This is a genomic window from Rhodococcus pyridinivorans (genome assembly GCF_900105195.1).
GTDB classification, from domain to species: Bacteria; Actinomycetota; Actinomycetes; order Mycobacteriales; family Mycobacteriaceae; genus Rhodococcus; species Rhodococcus pyridinivorans.
The window spans coordinates 3,099,215-3,121,337 of the sequence record NZ_FNRX01000002.1; the positions used below are offsets into that span (position 1 = coordinate 3,099,215).

Sequence of the window (22,123 nt, forward strand, 5' to 3'; positions counted from 1 at the left end):
TTCTATATTCTTCGGCTTTCCGTCCTGACCGGAATGTCACCCCGGCTTCATAAGTGGAGGCAACCGAAACACATCCTTTTGCCGTTGTGAAATCGGTGATACCGTCCCCGAACTACCGGCATCACCCCCGCGCGTTCACTCCTCGTGGGAGCTCGATCAGCTCGTCACGCGGTTCCACGCGGCCATCGACGACATCGAGGACCCGTACGAGCGCGCCGTCGAATGGATCGTCGAAGCGGTCCGCACCGTTCGTTACCACCCGGTCGCACGACGATTCGTCGACAACGAAGCCGCCCTCCCCCTCCACCGACAGCTGATGTCCGCATCCGTTCCCCAGGCTTCGCACCCGAGGAGTCCGGCAATGGAAGTCACTCCCGCACAGCGCGTTCGCGCAAACATCGAGGACGATGTACCCTTCGCCGACCGCACCTTCGTCCGGTCGCCGGCAGACCGCCGCATCCGGCCGATGTTCCTGTTCCGGGCGCTGTCGCTCCAGGGCACCCACCCCACCGTCATGGTTGCGCTCGGTCAGCCCTCGTCGGGTTCGGTGACGAAGTCGACGAGGCGCTCCACGGCGCCGATGAGGTGCGATTCGAGATCGCGGAAGGAGTTCACGGCGTTGTAGACGCGCCGCCAGCCGTCCTGCGGCGTGCCCCAGCCGAGTTCACGGCAGACGCCGGTCTTCCAGTCCTGTCCGCGCGGAATGGAGGGCCAGGTGTCGATGCCCACGGCCTTCGGTTTCACGGCCTGCCATACGTCGATGTAGGGATGGCCGGTGACCATCACGTGCGGACCGAGATTCGCGGTGAGACGCTCCTCCTTGGACCCGGTGACGAGGTGGTCGGCGAGCACACCGACGCGCCGGCCCGGGCCGGGTTCGAACTCGGCCAGCCTGGCGCCGAGATTGTCGAGGCCCTCGAGTTGTTCGACGACCACGCCTTCGACCCGCAGGTCGTGCCCCCATACCCGTTCGACGAGGGCGGCGTCGTGCACGCCCTCCACCCAGATCCGGCTTCCCCGCGCCACGCGTGCGCGCAAACCCTCCACCCGGGTGGATCCCGAGGCGGATCTCGTCGGTGCGGAGGCGGGACGGATCTTCGGTTTGACGAGGGTGACGGGTGCTCCGTCGACCAGGAAGGCCGCGGGGCGCATCGCGAACAGACGGGTGCGTCCCTGCGCGTCCTCGAGCCGCACGAAGTCGCCGTCGTGGGTCTTCTCGATTCCCACGATCGCGCCGCACCAGCCGGATGCGGCGTCCTCGACGACGACGCCGCGCTCCGCTGCGAGTTCGGGAACGGCCTTCTTCTTGGTGCGGGCGTGACCGGCGTAGATGTCGCCGCCGTAGATATCGCGTGGGCTCACGCCAGTCCACCCTAGGACATTGCGCGGGACCGCTCGCGCTGCCACGCCGGACCGCCGTGCGCGGTCGCCGTATGCTTTCGGGGTGAGTTCTCCGAGCCTGACGCTGACCGTGTGGGCGGGGTCGTGGCTGTCCGGTCACGCCTCCCCCGACGATGTGATCGATGCGCTGCACGAGTGGGCGCCGATGCATCTCGTGGGTGCCCACGATGCGGCGACGGCCTCCGCGGCGGATCTGCCCGACAAGGGTGTCGCCGACGGTGCCGCCCTGCTGCTCACCCTGATCCGCCGCGTCGATTCCGCCGCCGGCGCCGGTCTGCATCTCGTCCTTCCCGCCCCGGGCGACGTCCGCGCGTTGCCTGCCGGTACGGCGTTCGCCTCCGCGGCGCTGGCTGCCGGTGAAGGCGTCGTCGTGGGAGCGCCCGGAACCCCGGGGCTGGGTCTGGTACCCGTGATCGAGGGTCCGGACGTCCTACGGTGGAACGTCTTCACGCTGCCGGCGGTACCCGAGATCGCGGTCGACGGTGGTCTCGGTGCGGCCGAGTTCGCGATCCGCGAGGCGGTTCGTGATGCCGCCTCCGCGTTGAGCGGAATCCCGACGGTGGGCACCGACGGGCGCCGCACCGATCCGCGGACGGAGATCGCCGAGAAGGTCGCCGAACTCGCGCGGCACCGCTATCCCCCGTCACTGCCCGCACGTGCCGTGCGCGTCCTCGACACCGCAGACCAGGTCGCGGCGATCCTCACCGTGGCCGGTCGCGGAGGAGGTCTGCGGGCCGGTTCGGTGTCCGCCGCCACCGGCCGCGAGGGCGCGCTGCAGCCGCTGTGGGCCGCGGTCCGCGAGGCCCGCACCGGTGCGGTCGCGGCGGCTCTGCGGGCCGAGCACCATCACTGACCGCGGCCGACAGTGCGCGTCGACTCCAGTGCGCGTCAACTCCGTTGCGCGGTGACCAACAGGTACTCCCAATTCATCGCTCCCCCACCGAGATCGTGACGTTGGGCGAGTTCGAGCAGGTCGAGATCGAGAGCCGCGACCCGATCGTGGTCGTCCGCGATGTTGCGGTACACCGCGATGGTGGGGCCGTAGGCGGACTTGAAGAACTCGCGGAAGTCCTCCCCGGTCGCGAAGCGTTCGACGCGCAGGTTCTCGGTGCGTGCCTGCAGGTCGGTGACACGGTCGCCGATCAGCTCGCGCACGTGCACCTCGTCGCCCCACAGCGGCGGCGGCTGTGCACCCGGCGGGGGCGGTGGCGCATACGGTTTCATCGTCGCGAACATCTGCCCGATGAAGCCGGTGGGGGTCCAGCTCAGTAGCCCGATACGTCCGCCCGGGCGGGTCACCCGGAGCAGTTCGTCGGCCGCGGCCCGGTGGTGGGGCGCGAACATCACTCCCACGCAAGAGATCACGGCATCGAAGCTCGCATCGTCGAACGGGAGCGCTTCGGCATCGGCTTCCTGCCAGTCGAGCGTCGCACCTGCCGCTTCGGCGTCACGGCGGCCGACTTCGAACAGTTCCGGGGTCAGGTCGGTCGCGAGCACCGTCGCACCGGTGAGGGCGGCGGGGATCGACGCATTGCCCGATCCGGCGGCGATGTCCAGGACACGGTCGCCCGGACCGATTCCGGTCGCGGCCACGAGAGCGGGGCCGAGTTCGGCGATGACCTCGGTCGCCACCGCTGGATAGTTGCCGAGTGCCCACATCGCCCGGTGCTTGGCCTTCAGGGCGAGATCGGCGTCGTGTGTCGTGGAGATGTCGGTCATCAGAGGATTCCTCCTGTCGAGGGACCCGGCTTCGGCACCGTCTCGGAAGCGGCCCGGGTCACAAATCGACTGTAGGAACGCGGACGCGGTGTCCTCCAGTACACAATCTGTACTGCACCGCCGCTCATCCGTGCTGGTCGCGGCGGTCCGACCGGCCTACGATCCGATCATGGGCCCGCCCTACCACCAGTTCTGTCCCGTCGCCAAGGCGATGGAGTTGTTCGACGAGAGGTGGACGCTGCTCGTGGTGCGCGAACTCGTGCTCGGCAGCGAACGGTTCAACGACCTCCGACGCGGCCTGCCCCGCATGTCGCCGACGCTGTTGTCGAAGCGGATGCACCAGCTCACAGCGGCGGGCATCGTGCAGCGCCTCGAGGACGGAAACGACGTCCGATACGTGCTCACCCCGGCGGGACGCGATCTCGAGACCGTCGTCGACGCACTCGGTGCGTGGGGCACGCGGTGGACCGGGAAACTCGGCGAGGTCGACCTCGATCCGCGACTGCTGATGTGGGACATGCACCGGCACGTCGACCATGCGGCCCTGCCGGAATCCCGGGTGGTCGTGGAGTTCGTCTTCCCGACGGTCACTCACGCGTCGCGCCGGTGGTGGATGGTCATCACGCCGCACGACGTCGACGTGTGCGACGAGGACCCGGGATTCGAGGTCTCGATCCGGGTGACGACGGGACTGCGGGAGCTGACCGAGATCTGGCGTGGCGAAGCGACCTGGCCGGACGCGTTGCGCTCGGGTGCCGTATTCGTCGACGGTCCGAGCGCCCTGCGCCGGTCGCTGCCCCGCTGGTTCGACTCCCCTCTGGCCTCACCGGCCGGGCACTCCGCCCGGTGAGGCTCGGAGGCATCTATCCGTTCGCGGCGGGCCGGGACGGGCGTTTCGGCGGCTCACAGCACCCGACGGCGCACAGGCTCCCGTTGCACGCGGACCCGAGCAGCGGTTCGGTGCCGCAGCGACGGGCGGTGACCCCCTCCCGCTGTTCCTCGACGAGCTCGCGGACGAGTTGCGCGAAGCGCGGGTCGGTTCCGGCCGTCGCCGCACGAGAGAAGCCCATGCCCAGCTCAGCGGCCCGATCGCGAGCCTCGGTATCGAGATCCCACACGACCTCGAGATGATCGGAGACGAACCCGACCGGCACGACCACGACGGCTCGGACTCCCCGTTCGTGCAGCGCATCGATGTGGCCGACGATGTCGGGTTCGAGCCACGGCACCTGCGGCGGACCGGACCGCGACTGCCACACCAGGTCGTAGTCGCCCTCGCCGAGCGCCTCGGCCACCAACCGCGCCGCTTCGGCGACCTGCCGGCTGTAGAGACGGCCGCCCTCCTCCGGCGGACCACCGGTCGCGTCGAAGGAGGTCGGAACGGAGTGCGCGGTGAACACCACGCGCGCGGAATCGCGCACGTCGTCGGCGAGTTCGACGCGGGCCGCGCGCACGGCGTCGGTGACGGCATCGAGGAACAGCGGGTGGTCGTAGAAGTGCCGCAGCTTCGTCAGCTGCGGGGCGTCCTCGACGGCGTCCCGCGCCCGCGCGATGTCCTCGTGGTACTGCCGGCAACCCGAGTAGCCGCCCCAGGCGGAGGTCGCGAACACCAGGGCGTTACGGATCCCTTCGTCGCGCATCCGCGCGACGGTGTCCTCGACCATGGGATGCCAGTTGCGGTTGCCGAAATAGATCGGCAGATCGATACCGTGCACGTCGAACTCGGCGCGGACGGCGTCGATGATCGCCCGGTTCAAGGCGTTGATCGGCGAGACACCCCCGAAGTGCAGATAGTGCTGCGCGACCTCGTCGAGTCGTTCCGGCGGGATCCCTCGTCCGCGGGTGACGTTCTCGAGGAACGGTCGCACGTCGTCGGGTCCTTCCGGTCCGCCGAACGACAGCAGCATCAGCGCGTCGTACGCCCCGGGGGTGTTCGTCATGGGAGTGCCTTCCGTCGTACGGTCAGCTGCCGAAGCCGACCTGGGAGTGGAAACCACCGTCGACGTAGACGATGGATCCCGTTGTCCCGGGTAGCCAGTCGGACAGCACCGCACACACGGTCTTCGCCACGGGCGTCGGATCGTCGACGTCCCAGCCGATCGGGGACGCCGCCGACCAACCCTCGTTCAGACGGTTCATCTCCGCGCCCGGGCCGGTCGCGTCGCCCGCGATGGCCTTGGCCGCGAGCGTCTTGATCGGGCCGGCGGCGACGAGGTTCGAACGGATACCGCGCGGGCCGACTTCCTTGGCCACGTAGCGGTTCACCGACTCGAGCGTCGCCTTGGAGACACCCATCCAGTTGTAGAACGGCACGGCCCGGGACGGGTCGAAGTCCATTCCGACGATCGAACCGCCCTCGTTCATGACGGGTAGGACGGCCTTGGCGAGCGCGCCGTAGGAGTAGGCCGACACCTCGAGCGCCACCGCGACGTCCGTCCAGGGCGCGTCGAGGAACGGGCTGCCCAGGCAGGACCGGGGTGCGAAACCGATGGAGTGGACGACACCGTCGATCCCCTCCGGTGCGAGTTCGCGGATCTTGTCGGCGAGACCGTCGAGATCCTCCTGGTTCTGCACGTCGAGGCAGATCGCCGGCGGCACCGGCTGCGGGAGACGCTGCGCGATCCGGTCGATCAACCGGAGTCGCTCGAAGCCGGTGATGATCACCTTCGCGCCCTGTTCCTGCGCGGCCTTCGCGGTGTGAAAGGCGATCGAGGCATCGGTGATGATGCCGGTGACGAGAATGGTCTTGCCCTCGAGCAGTCCGCCCATGAGTGTGTCGGTCCTCCAGTGAGATTCGGATGTGGTCGCGTGACCGTCAGTGGCCCATGCCCATGCCGCCGTCGACCGGGATCACGGCGCCGGAGACGTAGGCGGAGTCGTCGGAGGCCAGGAAGCTGACGACGGCTGCGACGTCCTCGGGCTTGCCGAGTCGCTGCAGCGGGATGAACTTCTTCGCCGTGTCGCGCAGGTCGTCTGACAGATCCGCAGTCATGTCGGTCTCGATGAAACCGGGAGCGACGACGTTGGCCGTGATCGATCGCGAACCGAGTTCGCGGGTGACCGAACGGGCGAGCCCGATGACACCGGCCTTCGAGGACGCGTAGTTGATCTGACCGGCCTGACCGGCGAGGCCGACCACGGAGCCGAGGAAGATCATGCGGCCCCAACGGGCACGGAGCATCGCACGGTTGGCGCGCTTGGCGCACCGGAAGGCGCCGGTGAGGTTCGCGTCGATCACCGAGCTGAACTGGTCCTCGGTCATGCGCATCAGCAGGGTGTCGTCGGTGATGCCCGCATTCGCGACGAGCACCTCGACGGGACCCTGATGCTCCTCGACCTCCTTGAACGCGGCGTCGACCGAGTCGGCGTCGGTGACGTCGCACCGCACACCGAACAGGTCGTCGGGCGCGCCCGAACCGCGGTGGGTCACGGCGACCCTGTGGCCGTCCGCCTGCAGGCGACGGGCGACGGCGAGGCCGATCCCGCGGTTTCCACCGGTGACGAGGACGGATCGGGGGGTGGCACCCGCGCGCGTGGACGCTGCGGCACTATCTGCGTCAGTCATGCATTCCAACCTATCTGGTGGCCTGGCCGGGACGGAAAACGCTCCGTGAGCGTGCACAAGGTGGATCAGGGCAACCGCTGGCGCAACACCATCGCCGCGCCGAGCCCCGCGATCACCGAGAACGCTCCGAGCATGAGCCACGGACGGCTGGCGTCGCCGCGGGTCGTCTCGAAGCCGATCTGCTCCTCGAGCGTGTTGTAGGCGTCCTCGAGTTCTTCGAGGCTTGCCGCCGTGAAGAAGCTCCCGCCCGAGAGATTCGCGATCTCCTTGAGCGACGGATCGTCGACGGGCACGGGGATCCGATCATCCTCGATGGTGACGGTGCCCGTCTGGGTGCCGAACGAGATGGTCGAGACCGGGATTCCCTTCTCCGCCGCCTGCCGCGCCGCGGTGAAGCCCCCGCGGGGATCGTCGGGACTCTCGGGGACGGTCTGTTTGCCGTCGGACAGCAGCACGATCCGCGCGGGCGGCGCCTGGTCGCTACCGCCGAGCACGGCGGCGAGCGTGTCGATCGACTGCATCGCTGTGAAGATCGCCTCGCCGGTCGCAGTGCGCTCGCTGAGCTGCAGGTTGTCGATCGCGGACTTGCTCGCCTCCCGGTTGGTGGTCGGCGAGACCAGGACCGAGGCGGTACCCGAGAACGCGACGAGACCGAGGTTGATGCCGGGCGTCAGGTCGTCGGCGAACTGCTTGGCCGCCTCCTGTGCGGCGGCGAGTCGTGTGGGCGCGACGTCCGTGGCCTCCATCGACAACGACACGTCGATGACAAGCACGACCGTGGCCCGGTTGCGCGGCACCCGCTGTTCGGCGGTCGGGCCGGCGAGCGCCACGGTGAGGAAGACGAGCCCGACGAGCAACAGTGCGACGGGAATGTGCCGAGCGCGTCCCGGGCGGGCGGGCGCGACCTTCTCGAGCAGCTCGAGATTGGTGAAGCGCAGCGTGTTCGTCTGGCGCCGGCGCTGGACCAGCACGTATGCGCCGCCGAGGGCGGCGACGACGAACAACAGCAGCAGCCACCACGGTGAAGTGAAACCGGACAGGCTCATCGTCCCCCCTGCCGTGCGGGTGCGCCGAAGCTGTGCCGCCGGGCCGCGACGAATCGGACGACATCGCCGATCCAGTCGCGGTCGGTGCGCAACGTCAGCACCGGTGCACCTGAACTACGCAGCGCCTGGTGCACGGCCGCGCGATGCTCGACGGCGGCCTGCGCATAGTCGGCCCGCAGTTCGGGAGTAGTCGTGAATTCACGGGTGCGGCCCGTTTCCGGGTCGTGCAGCACCACGTCGCCCAGATCGGGCAGTTCGAGGTCGCGGCGATCGACGATCTCGACAGCGAGCAGTTCGTGCCGGCCGGACAGTGCCCGCAGGGAACGCTCCCAGTCGAGAGGGCCGAGGAAATCGCTCACCACGACCGCCAGACCGCGGCGGCGCTGGGGACGTCGCAGCGACTCGACGAGCCCCTGGAGATCACCGCGGGTCCCGTCGGGTGCGTGCGGGGTTGTCGCGACGGTACGCAACAACGATTGGGCGTGCAGCCGCCCACCACGCGCGGGGACGCGGGCCGTCTCGTTGCCGGTGGAGATCACCGCGCCGATCCGATTCCCGCTGCCGGTGGTCAGATGCGCGAGCGCGGCCACCGCTGCGATCGCCAGGTCGCGCTTCTCACACATGCCGGTACCGAAGTCCAGGCTGGCCGAGAGGTCGACCGCGAGCCACGTCTCGAGTTCCCGGTCGGCGACGGTCTGCCGCACGTGCGGGTGCGTCGTGCGCGCGGTGACCGACCAGTCCATCTGCCGCACGTCGTCACCCGGCTGGTACTCGCGGGCGTCCCCCGGCTCGGAACCGGGGCCCGGGATCAGACCGAGATGGTCGCCGTGCAGGACGCCGTCGAGACGGCGCCGCACGGTGAGCGCGAGGGTGCGGAGCGCGGCGGTGAGCGCGGGATCGCGCAATTCACCGGTCCGGAACCGCGGTGGCGACCCGTCGTGAGGACGTGTGCTCACCGCGCGCCCGCACCTCCCTGCGGATCAGGTGCACCGATGGGCGCCTGCTGACCGGCAGCGGCCCGCGGATCGGCAGGCGCCGGGCCGGGGGTCGCGGTCGGCACGGGTGCGTTCGCCTGGGGCGCGACCTGCGGAAGACCCACGGTCTGCAGGATTCGGGTGATGATCTGGTCCGGGGAGACGTCGTCCGCGAGCGCGTCGTAGGACAGCACCAGGCGGTGGCGGAGCACATCGGGGATGACGTCGACGATGTCCTGCGGCACCACGTAGTCGCGACCGCGCACGAGCGCCAGGGCACGCGCCGAGGAGATGATGCCGAGCGTCGCGCGGGGCGAGGCGCCGTAGGCGATCCAGCCCTGCACGTCGTGCAGGCCGAGCTCGGCGGGCCGACGCGTCGCGAAGATGACCCTCACCACGTAGTCGACGAGCGCGTGGTGCACGAACACACGGCCGGCGATCTTCTGCAGGCGCAGGAGCTGCTCGTTGTCGAGCACCTGCTTCGGCTCGGGAGCGGCGACACCCATCCGGTAGACGATCTCGCGTTCCTCCTCCACCGACGGATAGTCGACGAGGACCTTGAACAGGAAACGGTCGCGCTGCGCTTCCGGCAGCGGATAAACGCCCTCGTTCTCGATAGGGTTCTGCGTCGCCATCACGAGGAACGGCTCGGGCATCGGGAAGGTCTTGCCACCGATCGTGACGTGGCGTTCGGCCATCACCTCGAGCAGCGCCGACTGCACCTTCGCCGGGGCGCGGTTGATCTCGTCGGCGAGCACGAAGTTCGCAACGACCGGTCCGAGTTCTGTGTCGAACTCCTCGCGTCCCTGCCGGTAGATGCGGGTACCGACGAGGTCCGTCGGCACGAGGTCGGGAGTGAACTGCACGCGGGAGAACGACCCACCGACGACCTTCGCGAAGGTTTCGACGGCCAGCGTCTTCGCGACACCGGGAACGCCTTCGAGCAGCACGTGCCCGCGCGCGAGCACACCGACCAGCATCCGCTCGACCAGCAGGTCCTGGCCGACGATCACGCGCTTGACCTCGTAGATGGCCCGTTCGAGGAGACGGACGTCGTCGGCGGGGTCGTACGCCTTCGCAGGAGCGTCGCCGGGTTTCCGCATGTTCGCGCCGGACACCTGCGGAGCCGGACCGTTCGCACCGGCCGCCTTCGGCGCCGGCGCGGCACCCGCCGCAGCCTGGTTGTTCTTGCGTCCGTCGTTACCGCCCTGGTCGCCCGGCGTCGCCGAACCGGACGTCCCACCCTCGCGTGAGGTCACCAACAATCCACCGCTTTCGCCTACGTCGCTCCGCTGGAAACACCTGCTGCACCACTATTGCAGGTGCCGGCTCGGTGTGTCGTCGCCCCTGCACCGACCGGGAGACGGCACCCGGAAACGACCGGATGGCACCCGCCCTCGGTGGTACGAGGGCCGCGGCAAACCTCGCCCTCACGACACCATGCGCACCACGTACGGTGTCATGCCGCCCCAGCGTACCGGCGAGATCTTCACGAACGATCCCGACTGCGGCGCCTCGAGCATCTGCCCGTCGCCGAGATACAGCGCGACGTGCTGGCTGGCGTTGGGCCCGTAGAAAATCATGTCGCCCCGTCTCATCTGCGACGACGGAACCTGGGTACCGGCCGTGTACTGGTAGCCGGTGTAGTGCGGGAGCGAGATGCCGATGCCCGCGAACGCGTAGATCATCAGTCCGGAGCAGTCGAAGCCGACCTTGGCGTAGTCGCCGTGGACATCGGCGACGCCGCCGTCGCGGATACCGCGGGTCGGGCCGTTCTCGTTGCCACCACCCCACGCGTACGGGACGCCGATCTGGGACATCGCACGGTCGATGACGATCTCCACCGCAGCGGGACCGGTGACGGACGGACGCGACGGGGTCCCGGGCGTCGAATTCGGTGTGGAGGGGCGGGAACCCGATCCCCCGGTCCCCGATCCGGGGGTCTCCACGACGGGGTCGCCCGGATCCGGGTTCTCCCAGTCGATCCCACCGTCGTCGCCGCTGTCCTCGTCTTCGTCCTCGTCGGGGATCGTGCCGCTGTCGGTGCCATCCGGGACGGATCCACCGTCGGTACCGTCTGGGACCGTGGCGTCGTCGGTGTAGTCCGGTGCAGCCGTGTCGGTGCCACTCGTATCGGTGCCACTCGTATCGGTGTCACTGCCCTCCGGCGCTCCGGATTCGGTGGTGACCTCACCCGGTGAGGCGACGTCGCTCTCGCCGGTCGACGGAGACTCCTCGATCAGCGTGTGGGGGCGACGGCCGTTGGCGAGTTCCGCCGCACGTTCCCGGGCTGCGGCGTCGGCGGCGACACGCTCGGCTGCCGCGGCTGCCGCGACCCGTGCCTCCTCGGCGGCCGCCGCGGCAGCTGCTTCCTCGGCTGCGCGGCGACGGTCCCAGTCCTGGTACTGCGCGCGTTGCCCTTCCAGGCCCGCAACGTTCACGCGGGCCCGGTCGAGTTCGCTCTGCGCGTTCGCACGTTCCTGCTCGATGCGCGACTTCTCCGCGGCCTGCCGACCGAGTTCCGCTCGCGCGACGGCAATCGCGGCCTCGGCCTCGGCCCTGCGCTGCTCGGCGGCTTCCGCCGCCGCGTCGGCCTCGAGCTTGGCCGCGCGTGCCCGCGAGTGGGAGTTGGCCTCCTGGGCCCGGGCGCGCTGGAGCGCATCGAGCACCGCGGCGCGCCCGGCGGATAGCAACCGCATGACCTGGGCGCGGTCGAGCAGATCGTCGGGACCGTCGACGTCGAGGAAGGCCGCGAGGGAGACCGAGTTGGCGCCACGGGTGTAGCTGTCGCGGACGAACGCGTCGAAGTTCTTCTGGGCAGCGAAGATCCGGTCGGCGGCGTCGTCGAGTGCGCGGCGGGAATCCACGACCACCCGTTCGGCGAGATCCGCTGCGTCGCGCGCGCTCTGGAGATCGACGAGGGCGCGGTTGACGTCCTCGCGGCGGATGGCGACGTGCGCGTCGAGCTCGGCGAGCTGCTGATCCGCGCCGGCGATCCGGACGATCAGCTGCCCCACCCGGTCGATGTTGGCCGCGACGGCCGCACCAGCGCGGTCGATCTCGGCGTCCGAAGGGTTCGGCGGCGGGGGCGGTGCGGCGGACGCCGTCGTGGTCACGGTAAGGAGCACGGCTGTGACCAACCCCAAACCGGCGAGGAGCGTGCCGGTGCGCGTCCGCGGGGTGCGACCGGGCGTCGGACCGTCGGGTCGACGGCCTGCAGTGAGCGTCGTGGCGGTGCCGTCCGGCCCCGACCGTCGCGGAATCCCTCCGTGGATACCGAACCGTCTCACTTGCATCTCCCTCGGTCGCACCTGGTGGCCGAGACTTCCGGCCGGACGACCCGAGGAAGGCACGCAGCATCCGCTCGCCGTGGGTGCCCCACGGCTCACACGCTGCAGTCGTACACCGGCTGCGGACAGCGTCCCCACGAGCCGGGTTGTGACACACCTTCCCCAAGAGCGTCATGAAAACCGTACGACACCTCAGGGGTATGTCGCATGACAGTCAGGAAGATCGGCCGGAAGAACTCCGAAAGAACACGGTGCGGACACCGAGGAACACCGTGAGGACACCGAACGATCTTCCCTGCCGGATTCCGTCACGGTCGGGGCGAGGACAACCCGGAGACGATCTCCGCGGTGACGGAAAGAGACCTCAGACGTCCTTGGCCGATGACGATCCGTTACCTCCGGCAACGGTCGCGTCACCGTCCGCGCGGCGGCGTTTGGCGAGCCAGGTCGCGCCGGCCGCAAGGGCGACCACTGCGACGATCAGCAGCGTCATCAGCGTCCAGGGCGGTGACGGCTCGAGCACCGAGTCGACGAAGTTGCGTGTGGAGACCACCGGATCGCCGGTGTAGGTGCGATCCTGGGCGGCCTCGAGAGTGACGCGGTCGAGATCCTCGCTGAATGTCCCGACCCATCCCGGACTGAGGACCAGCACCGTTCCGCCGTCCTCGGCGCCGACCTCCGTCGCGAGGTCGCGCAGCTGCGAATCCATACGGGGGTCCCGGTCGAGCACGACCACGCTGAGGTCGATCCCGTTCTCCTGCGCGCGCTGCACCTCGGCGACGAGGTCGTCGACGTACTGCGAGGGCGCCGCCACCTGGTCGTCGGCGAGATCGGCGAGCACTTTTTCGACCGAGACCCCGGCGGGAAGATCCGTGAGCGCAGGGCCCGGTATACGAAGCAGTGGCGCAGACATCTCTCTCCGGTGGTGCTGGGGCAGAAGCCGGGCGATACGGCGATCCGGCCGTGCGGAGACGACACGAAGAGCCACACCCGTGGGCAAGGGAGAACATTACGCGATCGCGCGACGGCGGCTCGAAGCACTCGTCGCGAGCAGGACCGATGCCGGCGGGACGCTTCGTCGACACGACGGACCCGACTTCGGTTCAATACAGGACAAGCGTACTGTTAGAATCGAGGGCGAGACGCCACGACTACTGCATCCGGGCCACGGGCCGCGGGCGGACGTCGTGTGCCTCGCTTCAGCCGTCGACACAGCCCCGTCGGCGGCCAGCCGAAACGACGAGTGGAGCTGACGTGAGCACCAGTAGTGATTCGTTCGGCGCCAAGGGTTCGCTGCAGGTCGGAGACAACTCCTACGAGATCTTCCGCCTGTCGGCCGTCCCCGGCACCGAGAAACTTCCTTACTCTTTGAAGGTCCTGGCCGAGAACCTGCTGCGCACCGAGGACGGTGCCAACATCACGGCCGATCACATCCGGGCCATCGCCAACTGGGATCCCTCCGCCGACCCGAGCATCGAGATCCAGTTCACGCCCGCACGCGTGATCATGCAGGACTTCACGGGCGTCCCCTGTGTCGTCGACCTCGCCACCATGCGTGAGGCCGTGACCACCCTGGGCGGCGACCCGAACAAGGTCAACCCCCTCTCCCCCGCCGACATGGTCATCGACCACTCGGTGATCCTCGACTACTTCGGTCGCGCCGACGCCCTCGAGCGCAACGTCGACCTCGAGTACGAGCGCAACGGCGAGCGCTACCAGTTCCTGCGCTGGGGCCAGGGCGCCTTCGACGACTTCCGCGTCGTCCCCCCGGGCATGGGCATCGTCCACCAGGTCAACATCGAGTACCTCGCCCCGACCGTCATGGTCCGCAACGGGCAGGCCTACCCCGACACCTGCGTCGGCACCGACTCGCACACGACGATGGTCAACGGCCTCGGCGTGCTCGGCTGGGGCGTCGGCGGCATCGAGGCCGAGGCCGCGATGCTCGGCCAGCCGGTCTCCATGCTCATCCCGCGCGTGGTCGGCTTCAAGCTCACCGGTGAGATCCAGCCCGGCGTGACCGCGACCGACGTCGTGCTCACCGTCACCGACATGCTGCGCAAGCACGGCGTCGTCGGCAAGTTCGTCGAGTTCTACGGCGCCGGCGTGGCCGAGGTCCCCCTCGCCAACCGCGCGACCCTCGGCAACATGAGCCCCGAGTTCGGTTCGACCGCAGCGATCTTCCCGATCGACGGCGAGACCATCAACTACCTGCGCCTGACCGGCCGCAGCGACGAGCAGCTCGCTCTCGTCGAGGCGTACGCCAAGGAGCAGGGCCTGTGGCACGATCCGAGCCGCGAGCCCGAGTTCTCCGAGTACCTGGAGCTGGACCTGTCGACGGTCGTCCCGTCGATCGCCGGCCCGAAGCGCCCGCAGGACCGCATCCTGCTGTCGGAGTCGAAGGCAGCCTTCCGCCGCGACATCCACAACTACGTGGAAGGGCACGAGGCGACCCCGCACTCCAAGCTCGACGACGCGCTCGACGACACCTTCCCTGCGTCCGACCCGATCAAGCCCACCGCGAACGGCGACGCTCCGCTCGTTCCCCACGGCGATACTTCCGGCCGCCCCTCCAAGCGGGTCAAGGTCGTTTCCGAGGAGCGCGGCGAGTTCGTCCTCGACCACGGTGCCGTGGTGGTCGCAGGTATCACCTCCTGCACCAACACCTCCAACCCGTCGGTCATGCTCGGCGCCGCGCTGCTCGCCCGCAACGCGGTCGAGAAGGGTCTGGCCTCCAAGCCGTGGGTCAAGACCAACATGGCTCCGGGTTCGCAGGTCGTCAACGACTACTACGAGAAGGCCGGCCTGTGGCCGTACCTCGAGAAGCTCGGCTTCTACCTCGGTGGCTTCGGTTGCACCACGTGCATCGGTAACACCGGCCCGCTGCCCGAGGAGATCTCGAAGGCCGTCAACGACAACGACCTCTCGGTCACCGCGGTGCTCTCCGGCAACCGCAACTTCGAGGGTCGTATCTCCCCCGACGTGAAGATGAACTACCTGGCCTCGCCGCCGCTGGTCATCGCGTACGCACTCGCGGGCACGATGGACTTCGACTTCGAGACCGACGCGCTGGGCAAGGACAAGGACGGCAACGACGTCTTCCTGAAGGACATCTGGCCTTCCGCCCAGGAGATCGACGACACCATCAAGTCGGCGATCAACCAGGACATGTTCCGCAAGTCCTACGCCGACGTCTTCAAGGGCGACGAGCGCTGGCAGAACCTCGAGACCCCCGAGGGCGACACCTTCGCATGGGACGAGGATTCGACGTACGTCCGCAAGGCCCCGTACTTCGAGGGCATGACGATGGAGCCGGACGCGGTCAGCGACATCAAGGGCGCTCGCGTCCTCGCGCTGCTCGGCGACTCGGTCACCACCGACCACATCAGCCCGGCCGGTCCGATCAAGCCGGGTACCCCGGCCGCGCAGTACCTCGACGCCCACGGTGTCGAGCGCAAGGACTACAACTCGCTCGGCTCGCGTCGTGGCAACCACGAGGTCATGGTCCGCGGCACCTTCGCGAACATCCGTCTGCAGAACCAGCTGCTCGACGGTGTTTCCGGTGGTTACACCCGCGACTTCACCCAGGACGGTGCTCCGCAGGCGTTCATCTACGACGCCTCGCAGAACTACCAGAAGGCCGGCATCCCGCTGGTCGTCCTCGGTGGCAAGGAGTACGGTTCCGGCTCCTCGCGTGACTGGGCCGCCAAGGGCACCCGCCTGCTCGGCGTCAAGGCCGTCATCACCGAGTCCTTCGAGCGCATCCACCGCTCGAACCTCATCGGCATGGGCGTCATCCCGCTGCAGTTCCCGGCGGGCGAGTCGGCCGCGTCACTGGGCCTGACCGGCACCGAGGTCTTCGACATAGAGGGCATCGAGAAGCTCAACGAGGGCGTCACGCCGAAGACCGTCAAGGTCACGGCGACCAAGGACAACGGCGAGAAGGTCACCTTCGACGCTGTCGTCCGCATCGACACTCCCGGTGAGGCGGACTACTACCGCAACGGCGGCATCCTGCAGTACGTGCTGCGGAACATGATCCGCGGCTGAGAGCAGTGCTCGTGACCCGATCGGTCACATCTGTGTGAAGCGGCGGGCCCGGGGCGAGACTGGTCTCGGGCCCGCCGTCTCCCTCGAGCCGAAAGGAAGTGGCGCGTGCCCAAGGTCAGTGAGGACCATCTCGCCGCGCGGCGCAGGCAGATCCTCGACGGTGCCCGTCGCTGCTTCGCCGAATACGGTTACGACGGCGCGACCGTGCGACTGCTCGAAGATGCCACGGGTCTGTCCCGTGGCGCGATCTTCCACCATTTCAAGGACAAGGACGGACTGTTCCTCGCCCTCGCCCAGGAGGATGCGAGACGGATGGCCGACGTCGCGGCCAACGAGGGTCTCGTGCAGGTCATGCGCGACATGCTGTCCTCCCCCGACCAGTTCGACTGGCTCGGGACGCGGCTCGAGATCACGCGCCGTCTCCGCACCGACCCCGAGTTCGCGAGGGCGTGGACGCAGCATTCGGCCGAACTCACCGAGGCCACCGTCGGACGCCTCGAACGGCAGCGGGAAGCGGGCCGGCTGCGCGACGACGTGCCGACGGAAGTCGTCCTGGGTTATCTCGACCTCGTGCTCGACGGACTCGTCGCCCGCCTCGCTTCTGGGCACACCGAACAGGACCTCGTCGCGGTTCTGGACCTCGTCGAGGAATCCGTGCGCCGGCGCGACTGACGCGCCGGATCTGTTCCTCACGCCTTCTCGTCGCTCGCTGCCGCCCGACGACGGTTCGGGCCGCCGCGGCCCCGCAGCCGCACCTGCGACTCCACGAGAACGTTGTGCACGAAACCGTAGGATCGACCGGTTTCCTGCGCGAGCCTCCGAATGCTCGCGCCTTCCTCGTAGCGGCGCTTCAGATCCTCCTGCAAGCGGTCCCGCGATTCCCCTGTAACTCGGGCTCCCTTCGCGTAGGTCGTCTCTCCACCACCGGAATTTCGCGCCATCGGATCCTCCCTGCGCCCTCGCCAAAGGTCCCTTTCCCAGGCTAGAGGACTGTCAGGTTGCGCGGACGCAGATCGGACCAGCGGGAGCGGATCGGGGGACGGATCCGACCGGAGGCCCGATCAGGCGAGCTGGATGAGCTCGAGGTATTCCTGGGACCAGTGGTCCTCGGTTCCGTCGGGAAGCAGGATCACACGTTCCGGGTCGAGGGCCTCGGCCGCACCCGGATCGTGGGTGACCAGCACGACGGCACCCTCATAGCTGCGCAGGGCGTCGAGCACCTGCTCGCGCGAGACGGGATCGAGGTTGTTGGTCGGCTCGTCGAGGAGCAGCACGTTCGCCGCGGACGAGACGAGCCCCGCCAGGGCGAGTCGCGTCTTCTCACCGCCGGAGAGCGTTCCGGCCGGCTGCTCTAGCTGCGGACCGGTGAACATGAACGCGCCGAGCAGTCCCCGCAGGTCCTGTTCGCCGGCGTCGGGAGCGGCGTGCCGGATGTTCTCCCATACCGTCGCCGAGTCGTCGATGGTGTCGTGCTCCTGCGCGAAGTAGCCGACCTTCAGGCCGTGACCCGGCACGAGTTCGCCGAGATCCGGCTGCTCCACACCGGCGAGCAGCCGCAGCAGCGTCGTCTTGCCGGCACCGTTGAGGCCGAGGACGACGACGCGGCTGCCCCGGTCGATCGCGAGGTCGACGCCGGTGAAGATCTCCAGGGAGCCGTAGACCTTGGTCAGCTCCTTGGCCATCAGCGGGGTCTTGCCGCACGCGGCCGGTGTGGGGAACCGGATCTTGGCCACCTTGTCGGCGACGCGCACGTCGTCGAGGTCGGCGAGCAACTTCTCGGCGCGCTTGGCCATGTTCTGGGCGGCAGTGGCCTTGGTGGCCTTCGCCCCGAGCTTCGCGGCCTGTTTCTGCAGAGCGGACGCCTTCTTCTCGGCGTTCGCACGCTCGCGCCGGCGCCGCGCCTCGTCGGTGGCGCGTGCGTCGAGGTACTTCTTCCAGCCCATGTTGTAGACGTCGGCCTCGCCGCGCACCGCGTCGAGGAACCACACCTTGTTCACCACGTCGGCGAGCAGGTCGACGTCGTGGCTGATGACGATGAGCCCACCGTCGTGGTTCTGCAGGAAGCCGCGCAGCCAGGTGATCGAGTCGGCGTCGAGGTGGTTGGTCGGCTCGTCGAGCAGCAGCGTGGTGTCGGACTTCCCGCCGGAGCCGTCCGAGGCTGCGAACAGGATGCGGGCGAGTTCGACACGGCGGCGCTGACCACCCGACAGCGTGTGGAGGGGTTGGCCGAGGACCCGGTCGGGCAGGCCGAGGCTGTGGCAGATGCTCGCGGCCTCGGATTCGGCGACGTATCCGCCGAGCGTCGCGAAACGCTCTTCGAGCGAACCGTACTTGCGCACGGCACGGTCGCGGATCTTCTCGTCGACGGCCTCCGCCATGAGCGCCTGCTGCTTCTCCATGCTGCGGAGGATCTCGTCGAGACCTCGCGCCGAGAGCACCCGATCCTTGGCGAGGACGTCGAGATTGCCCTCCTTGGGATCCTGCGGCAGGTAACCGATGTCTCCGGAACGGATCACGGCGCCGGCGTAGGGTTCGCCTTCACCCGCGAGGATCCGCAGGGTCGTGGTCTTGCCGGCACCGTTACGTCCCACGAGGCCGATCCGGTCCCCGGCCTGCACCCGCAGCCCCGAGCCGGGGGCGGTGAGCAGCGTCCGCACGCCGGCGCGGACTTCGAGGTCGGTAGCGGTGATCACGCACGGGCTCCTAGAACGAAAGACGATGGATGGGTGCCATGGTGGCAAACAGCCGGGCACACGAATCACCCATTTTACAGTGACAGCACCTCTCTCCCACGGTGAGATGCACTACCCCTCGCCACGCGCGGTCGGGTTCTCCCCGTGCGCAACCTAGGCTGGCGCCCGTGACCCACCTTCCCGCCACCGACCTCGTCGTGGCCGGACTCGGCCCCGCCGGCCGTGCATTGGCGTTCCGTGCCGCCGCGGCCGGGCTGTCGGTGACGGCCGTCGACGTGCGTCCACAGCGTCGGTGGACCGCGACCTACGCGGCGTGGGCCGACGAACTGCCCGCCTGGCTGCCCGACGAGGTGGTGGCAGCACGCATCGACAGGCCCGCGGCGTGGACGACCGAGCCCCGGATCGTCGATCGTGCCTACCGGGTGCTGGACACGGCGTGCCTGCAGGACTTCCTCGCCCTCGACGCCGTCACGGTGGTCACGGGTCGGGTACGCGACGTCGATGCGGACGGCGTGGTCCTCGGCGACGGACGCCGGGTGACTGCCCGCTACGTCGTCGATGCCCGCGGGGTTCCCGCCGAACCGGAACGTGCCCAGCAGACGGCATTCGGGCTGATCGTCGACGATACGACCGCAGCTCCGGCACTCGACGGCCACGACGCCTGGTTCATGGACTGGCGCCGCGACAACGGCACGGGCCCCGACGACGTGCCGTCCTTCCTGTATGCGGTGCCGGTCGGCGACGGACGCACGATCCTCGAGGAGACCTGCCTCGTCGGTCGCCCGGCGCTCGGATTCGGCGAACTCGAACGGCGCCTGCACATCCGCCTCGCGGCGCGAGGCGTGCGCACGACCGGCGACGAGCAGGTCGAACGGGTGCGCTTCGCCGTCGAGAGCGCACCGACGGCACCCGGGGTGATCGGCTTCGGCGCTCGCGGTGGTCTCATGCATCCGGCCACGGGATACGCGGTGGCCACCGCCCTGTCCACCGCGGATGCGGTGATCGACGCGGTGCGCCTCGGCGAGGACCCCCAGCGCGTCCTGTGGCCGGTGCGCGCCCGCTCGGTGGCGACCCTGCGGCAGATGGGACTGCGGGTCCTGCTGCGACTCGACGCACGCGGAGCGATCGAGTTCTTCGACGCGTTCTTCGCTTTGCCGGTCGAGCAGCAGCGCGCCTACCTGTCCGGTCGCGACGACGCGACTGGCGTGGCGGCCACGATGTGGCGGCTGTTCCGGGTGCTGCCGACGGGTGCGCGCGGAACCATTCTGCGTTCGCTCCGCTGATCCGCCGGGTGCGGCGTGTGGCGAAGGTCTCGGCGAACCGCCCGGTGAGTTTCGCAGCTTTCCAGCGTGCTCCCGAGGTGTCGATCATGATGGACACATGCGGTCGATCTGGAAAGGCTCACTCGCGTTCGGCCTCGTCAACGTGCCAGTGAAGGTGTACTCGGCGACCGAGTCGCACGACATCTCCTTCCACCAGGTGCACGCGAAGGACGGTGGACGGATCAAGTATCAGCGTGTGTGTACCGAGTGCGGGGAGGTCGTCCCCTACCAGGAGATCGACAAGGCGTACGACTCCGAGGACGGCGAGCGGGTCGTGCTCACCGACGAGGACTTCGAGAAACTCCCCGCCGCCGAGAAGCACGAGATTCCGGTGCTGCAGTTCGTGCCCACCGAGCAGATCGACCCGATCCTGTTCGAGAAGTCCTACTATCTCGAACCCGATTCGTCGTCGCCGAAGGCCTACGGCCTGCTCGCCGCGACTCTCGAGCAGAGCGACCGGACGGCGCTGGTGCATTTCACCCTTCGTCAGCGCACCCGGCTGGCGGCCTTGCGTACCCGTGACGGTCTGCTCATCCTGCAGACCCTGCTGTGGCCCGACGAGGTTCGCGCAGCCGAGTTCGAGTCGCTCGACGACATCGAGAAGCCGAAGCAACGCGAACTCGCGATGGCCGAGACCCTCGTCGAGTCGATGTCCGACGATTTCGATCCCACCGAGTTCACCGACGAGTACCAGGTGGAACTGCGCACGCTGATCGACGAGGCCCTCGCCCGCGGCGGCGAGAAGGTCTTCCAGGTCGCCGAACACGACACCGGCGAAGAGGACGCCGAGGTGCTCGACCTCGTGGCGGCCCTGCAGCGCAGCGTCGACGCGGCGGGCAAGAAGGTCCCGTCCGGTTCGTCCTCCGGCGGGAAGAAGTCCTCGAAGAATGACGAGGATGAAGACGAGGACGCGAAGAAGGCCCCCGCGAAGAAAACGGCGTCGAAGAGTTCGGCGGCCAAGAAGAGTCCCGCCAAGAAGAGCACGGCGAAGAAGACCGCGTCCAAGAGTTCGGCGTCGAAGAGCACGGCGAAGAAGAGTCCTGCCAAGAAGACGGCCGCCAAGAAGACCTCCGGCGAACGCAAAGGCGCCTGACCTCCGACGAGAAGTCGAAGATCAGGCGCCGAGGCTCGGAGCCGGCGACAGCCGGATCAGACGGTGAAGCCGAGTGCGCGCAGCTGCTCGCGTCCGTCGTCGGTGATTTTGTCGGGACCCCACGGCGGCATCCACACCCAGTTGATGCGCAGCTCGTCGCAGAGGCCGCTGCGCACGAGTGCGCCCTTGGCCTGCTCCTCGATGACATCGGTGAGGGGGCACGCCGCCGAGGTGAGCGTCATATCCACGGTCACGGTCTCGTCGACCTCGGAGATCCCGTAGATGAGACCGAGATCGACGACGTTGATGCCGAGCTCGGGGTCGACGACGTCGCGCAGCGCTTCCTCGAGTTCGTCGAGGCGGCCCGGATCCAGCGGCGGGGCCGTGGCCGCGACCAGCGTCGAGGTCTCGTCCGCGCCGGCGTCGGCCGTCGGATTCTCGTCGGTGTTCACGGTGCCCGGTGCGGGTTCGGTCATCAGTTCTGTCCTCCGCTCGAAAGGGTGTGCGCGCCGCCCGCCAGGTCGGCGGGGGCTGCGTCCACGGTCTGCGCGACCGCGTCCTTGAAGGCCATCCAGCCCAACAACGCGCACTTCACGCGCGCCGGGTACTTCGCGACGCCGGCGAACGCGATGCCGTCGCCGATCAGGTCCTCGTCGCCTTCGACAGTGCCGCGACTGCCGACCATCTCGACGAACCCCTCGACGATCTTCAGTGCATCGCCGAGCGGAACGCCGATCACCTGGTCGGTGAGCACGGACGTCGACGCCTGGCTGATCGAGCAGCCCTGCCCGTCGTAGGAGACGTCGGCGACGGTGTCGCCGTCGATGTGCACGCGCAGGGTCACCTCGTCGCCGCAGGTCGGGTTGACGTGGTGCACTTCGGCGCCGAACGGTTCGCGCAGTCCGCGATTGTGCGGGTGCTTGTAGTGGTCCAGGATCACTTCCTGGTACATCTGCTCCATCCGCATCGG

The 22,123-nt window shown here is 68.7% G+C and carries 21 protein-coding genes; 6 read left to right on the forward strand and 15 right to left on the reverse strand.

The annotated features are described in order from the left end of the window. Positions 1 to 121: 121 nt before the first annotated feature. Both BLV31_RS25455 and BLV31_RS14675 read right to left on the reverse strand, forming a co-directional pair. Positions 122 to 505 carry an MDR/zinc-dependent alcohol dehydrogenase-like family protein gene (locus BLV31_RS25455; protein ID WP_248846182.1) on the reverse strand — a complete coding sequence of 128 codons (384 nt, stop codon included), beginning with the start codon at positions 503 to 505 and terminating at the stop codon, positions 122 to 124. A gap of 23 nt (positions 506 to 528) precedes the next feature. Further along, positions 529 to 1,362 (reverse strand): DUF3097 domain-containing protein, encoded by an 834-nt coding sequence (locus BLV31_RS14675; protein WP_064060320.1) that lies wholly within the window; start codon positions 1,360 to 1,362, stop codon positions 529 to 531. Positions 1,363 to 1,444: 82 nt separating this feature from the next. Between BLV31_RS14675 and BLV31_RS14680 the strand changes: the two genes are divergently transcribed. After that, complete coding sequence (locus BLV31_RS14680; protein ID WP_033096634.1) at positions 1,445 to 2,254, forward strand: Rv1486c family protein; 810 nt, start codon at positions 1,445 to 1,447, stop codon at positions 2,252 to 2,254. 35 nt (positions 2,255 to 2,289) lie between these two features. Here BLV31_RS14680 and BLV31_RS14685 read toward each other — a convergent pair whose 3' ends face one another. Next, a complete protein-coding gene (locus BLV31_RS14685; RefSeq protein WP_019289307.1) occupies positions 2,290 to 3,120 on the reverse strand; it encodes a class I SAM-dependent methyltransferase in 831 nt (276 codons plus the stop codon). A gap of 169 nt (positions 3,121 to 3,289) precedes the next feature. Between BLV31_RS14685 and BLV31_RS14690 the strand changes: the two genes are divergently transcribed. After that, positions 3,290 to 3,970, forward strand: a complete 681-nt coding sequence (locus BLV31_RS14690) for a winged helix-turn-helix transcriptional regulator (protein ID WP_064060344.1) — start codon at positions 3,290 to 3,292, stop codon at positions 3,968 to 3,970. Positions 3,971 to 3,983: 13 nt separating this feature from the next. On the opposite strand, the gene BLV31_RS14695 is transcribed toward BLV31_RS14690, so the two are convergent. From BLV31_RS14695 to BLV31_RS14730, 8 genes are all read right to left on the reverse strand, one after another. After that, positions 3,984 to 5,060 carry a ferrochelatase gene (locus BLV31_RS14695; RefSeq protein ID WP_064060319.1) on the reverse strand — a complete coding sequence of 359 codons (1,077 nt, stop codon included), beginning with the start codon at positions 5,058 to 5,060 and terminating at the stop codon, positions 3,984 to 3,986. A gap of 22 nt (positions 5,061 to 5,082) precedes the next feature. Then, positions 5,083 to 5,889: an NADH-dependent enoyl-ACP reductase InhA gene (gene inhA / locus BLV31_RS14700; protein WP_006551519.1), complete on the reverse strand. Its 807-nt coding sequence runs from the start codon at positions 5,887 to 5,889 to the stop codon at positions 5,083 to 5,085. Between the two features lie 46 nt (positions 5,890 to 5,935). Beyond that, positions 5,936 to 6,685: a 3-oxoacyl-ACP reductase FabG1 gene (gene fabG1 / locus BLV31_RS14705; RefSeq protein WP_024100828.1), complete on the reverse strand. Its 750-nt coding sequence runs from the start codon at positions 6,683 to 6,685 to the stop codon at positions 5,936 to 5,938. Positions 6,686 to 6,750: 65 nt separating this feature from the next. Further along, on the reverse strand, positions 6,751 to 7,731 hold the full coding sequence (locus tag BLV31_RS14710) for a VWA domain-containing protein (protein WP_064060318.1): 981 nt from the start codon (positions 7,729 to 7,731) through the stop codon (positions 6,751 to 6,753). After that, complete coding sequence (locus tag BLV31_RS14715; protein ID WP_064060317.1) at positions 7,728 to 8,687, reverse strand: DUF58 domain-containing protein; 960 nt, start codon at positions 8,685 to 8,687, stop codon at positions 7,728 to 7,730. The genes BLV31_RS14710 and BLV31_RS14715 overlap by 4 nt, the downstream gene beginning before the upstream one ends. Beyond that, a complete protein-coding gene (locus BLV31_RS14720) occupies positions 8,684 to 9,964 on the reverse strand; it encodes an AAA family ATPase (protein WP_033096632.1) in 1,281 nt (426 codons plus the stop codon). The genes BLV31_RS14715 and BLV31_RS14720 overlap by 4 nt, the downstream gene beginning before the upstream one ends. Positions 9,965 to 10,135: 171 nt before the next feature. Continuing rightward, on the reverse strand, positions 10,136 to 11,995 hold the full coding sequence (locus BLV31_RS14725; RefSeq protein WP_081263367.1) for an NlpC/P60 family protein: 1,860 nt from the start codon (positions 11,993 to 11,995) through the stop codon (positions 10,136 to 10,138). Between the two features lie 364 nt (positions 11,996 to 12,359). Continuing rightward, complete coding sequence (locus BLV31_RS14730; RefSeq protein WP_024100824.1) at positions 12,360 to 12,908, reverse strand: Rv1476 family membrane protein; 549 nt, start codon at positions 12,906 to 12,908, stop codon at positions 12,360 to 12,362. A gap of 341 nt (positions 12,909 to 13,249) precedes the next feature. On the opposite strand from BLV31_RS14730, the gene BLV31_RS14735 reads away from it, so the two are divergent. Next, on the forward strand, positions 13,250 to 16,045 hold the full coding sequence (locus tag BLV31_RS14735) for an aconitate hydratase (RefSeq protein ID WP_064060316.1): 2,796 nt from the start codon (positions 13,250 to 13,252) through the stop codon (positions 16,043 to 16,045). A 105-nt stretch (positions 16,046 to 16,150) separates the two neighbouring features. Then, positions 16,151 to 16,717: a TetR/AcrR family transcriptional regulator gene (locus tag BLV31_RS14740; RefSeq protein WP_006551512.1), complete on the forward strand. Its 567-nt coding sequence runs from the start codon at positions 16,151 to 16,153 to the stop codon at positions 16,715 to 16,717. A gap of 17 nt (positions 16,718 to 16,734) precedes the next feature. Here the strand turns inward: BLV31_RS14740 and BLV31_RS14745 are convergent, their stop codons facing one another. Then, the gene (locus tag BLV31_RS14745) at positions 16,735 to 16,986 is read right to left on the reverse strand and encodes a helix-turn-helix domain-containing protein (RefSeq protein WP_026061044.1); all 252 of its coding nucleotides are present in this window, start codon (positions 16,984 to 16,986) and stop codon (positions 16,735 to 16,737) included. Between the two features lie 120 nt (positions 16,987 to 17,106). Further along, entirely contained in the window at positions 17,107 to 18,738 is a 1,632-nt protein-coding gene (locus BLV31_RS14750) for an ABC-F family ATP-binding cassette domain-containing protein (protein WP_033096629.1), read from the reverse strand. A gap of 167 nt (positions 18,739 to 18,905) precedes the next feature. On the opposite strand from BLV31_RS14750, the gene BLV31_RS14755 reads away from it, so the two are divergent. Beyond that, complete coding sequence (locus BLV31_RS14755; RefSeq protein WP_064060315.1) at positions 18,906 to 20,021, forward strand: lycopene cyclase family protein; 1,116 nt, start codon at positions 18,906 to 18,908, stop codon at positions 20,019 to 20,021. Between the two features lie 97 nt (positions 20,022 to 20,118). Beyond that, the gene (ku, locus tag BLV31_RS14760) at positions 20,119 to 21,153 is read left to right on the forward strand and encodes a non-homologous end joining protein Ku (RefSeq protein ID WP_019289299.1); all 1,035 of its coding nucleotides are present in this window, start codon (positions 20,119 to 20,121) and stop codon (positions 21,151 to 21,153) included. 56 nt (positions 21,154 to 21,209) lie between these two features. Here ku and BLV31_RS14765 read toward each other — a convergent pair whose 3' ends face one another. Both BLV31_RS14765 and sufU read right to left on the reverse strand, forming a co-directional pair. Next, a complete protein-coding gene (locus tag BLV31_RS14765; RefSeq protein ID WP_006551506.1) occupies positions 21,210 to 21,629 on the reverse strand; it encodes a metal-sulfur cluster assembly factor in 420 nt (139 codons plus the stop codon). After that, positions 21,629 to 22,120, reverse strand: a complete 492-nt coding sequence (gene sufU, locus BLV31_RS14770) for a Fe-S cluster assembly sulfur transfer protein SufU (RefSeq protein ID WP_026061042.1) — start codon at positions 22,118 to 22,120, stop codon at positions 21,629 to 21,631. The genes BLV31_RS14765 and sufU overlap by 1 nt, the downstream gene beginning before the upstream one ends. Positions 22,121 to 22,123: the final 3 nt, after the last annotated feature.

Coding starts and splice junctions, on each gene's coding strand:
- BLV31_RS14685 (WP_019289307.1), bottom strand. CDS start 3,120: ATGACCGACATCTCCACGACACACGACGCCGATCTCGCCCTGAAGGCC.
- BLV31_RS14690 (WP_064060344.1), top strand. CDS start 3,290: ATGGGCCCGCCCTACCACCAGTTCTGTCCCGTCGCCAAGGCGATGGAG.
- BLV31_RS14695 (WP_064060319.1), bottom strand. CDS start 5,060: ATGACGAACACCCCCGGGGCGTACGACGCGCTGATGCTGCTGTCGTTC.
- inhA (WP_006551519.1), bottom strand. CDS start 5,889: ATGGGCGGACTGCTCGAGGGCAAGACCATTCTCGTCACCGGCATCATC.
- fabG1 (WP_024100828.1), bottom strand. CDS start 6,685: ATGACTGACGCAGATAGTGCCGCAGCGTCCACGCGCGCGGGTGCCACC.
- BLV31_RS14710 (WP_064060318.1), bottom strand. CDS start 7,731: ATGAGCCTGTCCGGTTTCACTTCACCGTGGTGGCTGCTGCTGTTGTTC.
- BLV31_RS14730 (WP_024100824.1), bottom strand. CDS start 12,908: ATGTCTGCGCCACTGCTTCGTATACCGGGCCCTGCGCTCACGGATCTT.
- BLV31_RS14745 (WP_026061044.1), bottom strand. CDS start 16,986: ATGGCGCGAAATTCCGGTGGTGGAGAGACGACCTACGCGAAGGGAGCC.
- ku (WP_019289299.1), top strand. CDS start 20,119: ATGCGGTCGATCTGGAAAGGCTCACTCGCGTTCGGCCTCGTCAACGTG.
- BLV31_RS14765 (WP_006551506.1), bottom strand. CDS start 21,629: ATGACCGAACCCGCACCGGGCACCGTGAACACCGACGAGAATCCGACG.
- sufU (WP_026061042.1), bottom strand. CDS start 22,120: ATGCGGATGGAGCAGATGTACCAGGAAGTGATCCTGGACCACTACAAG.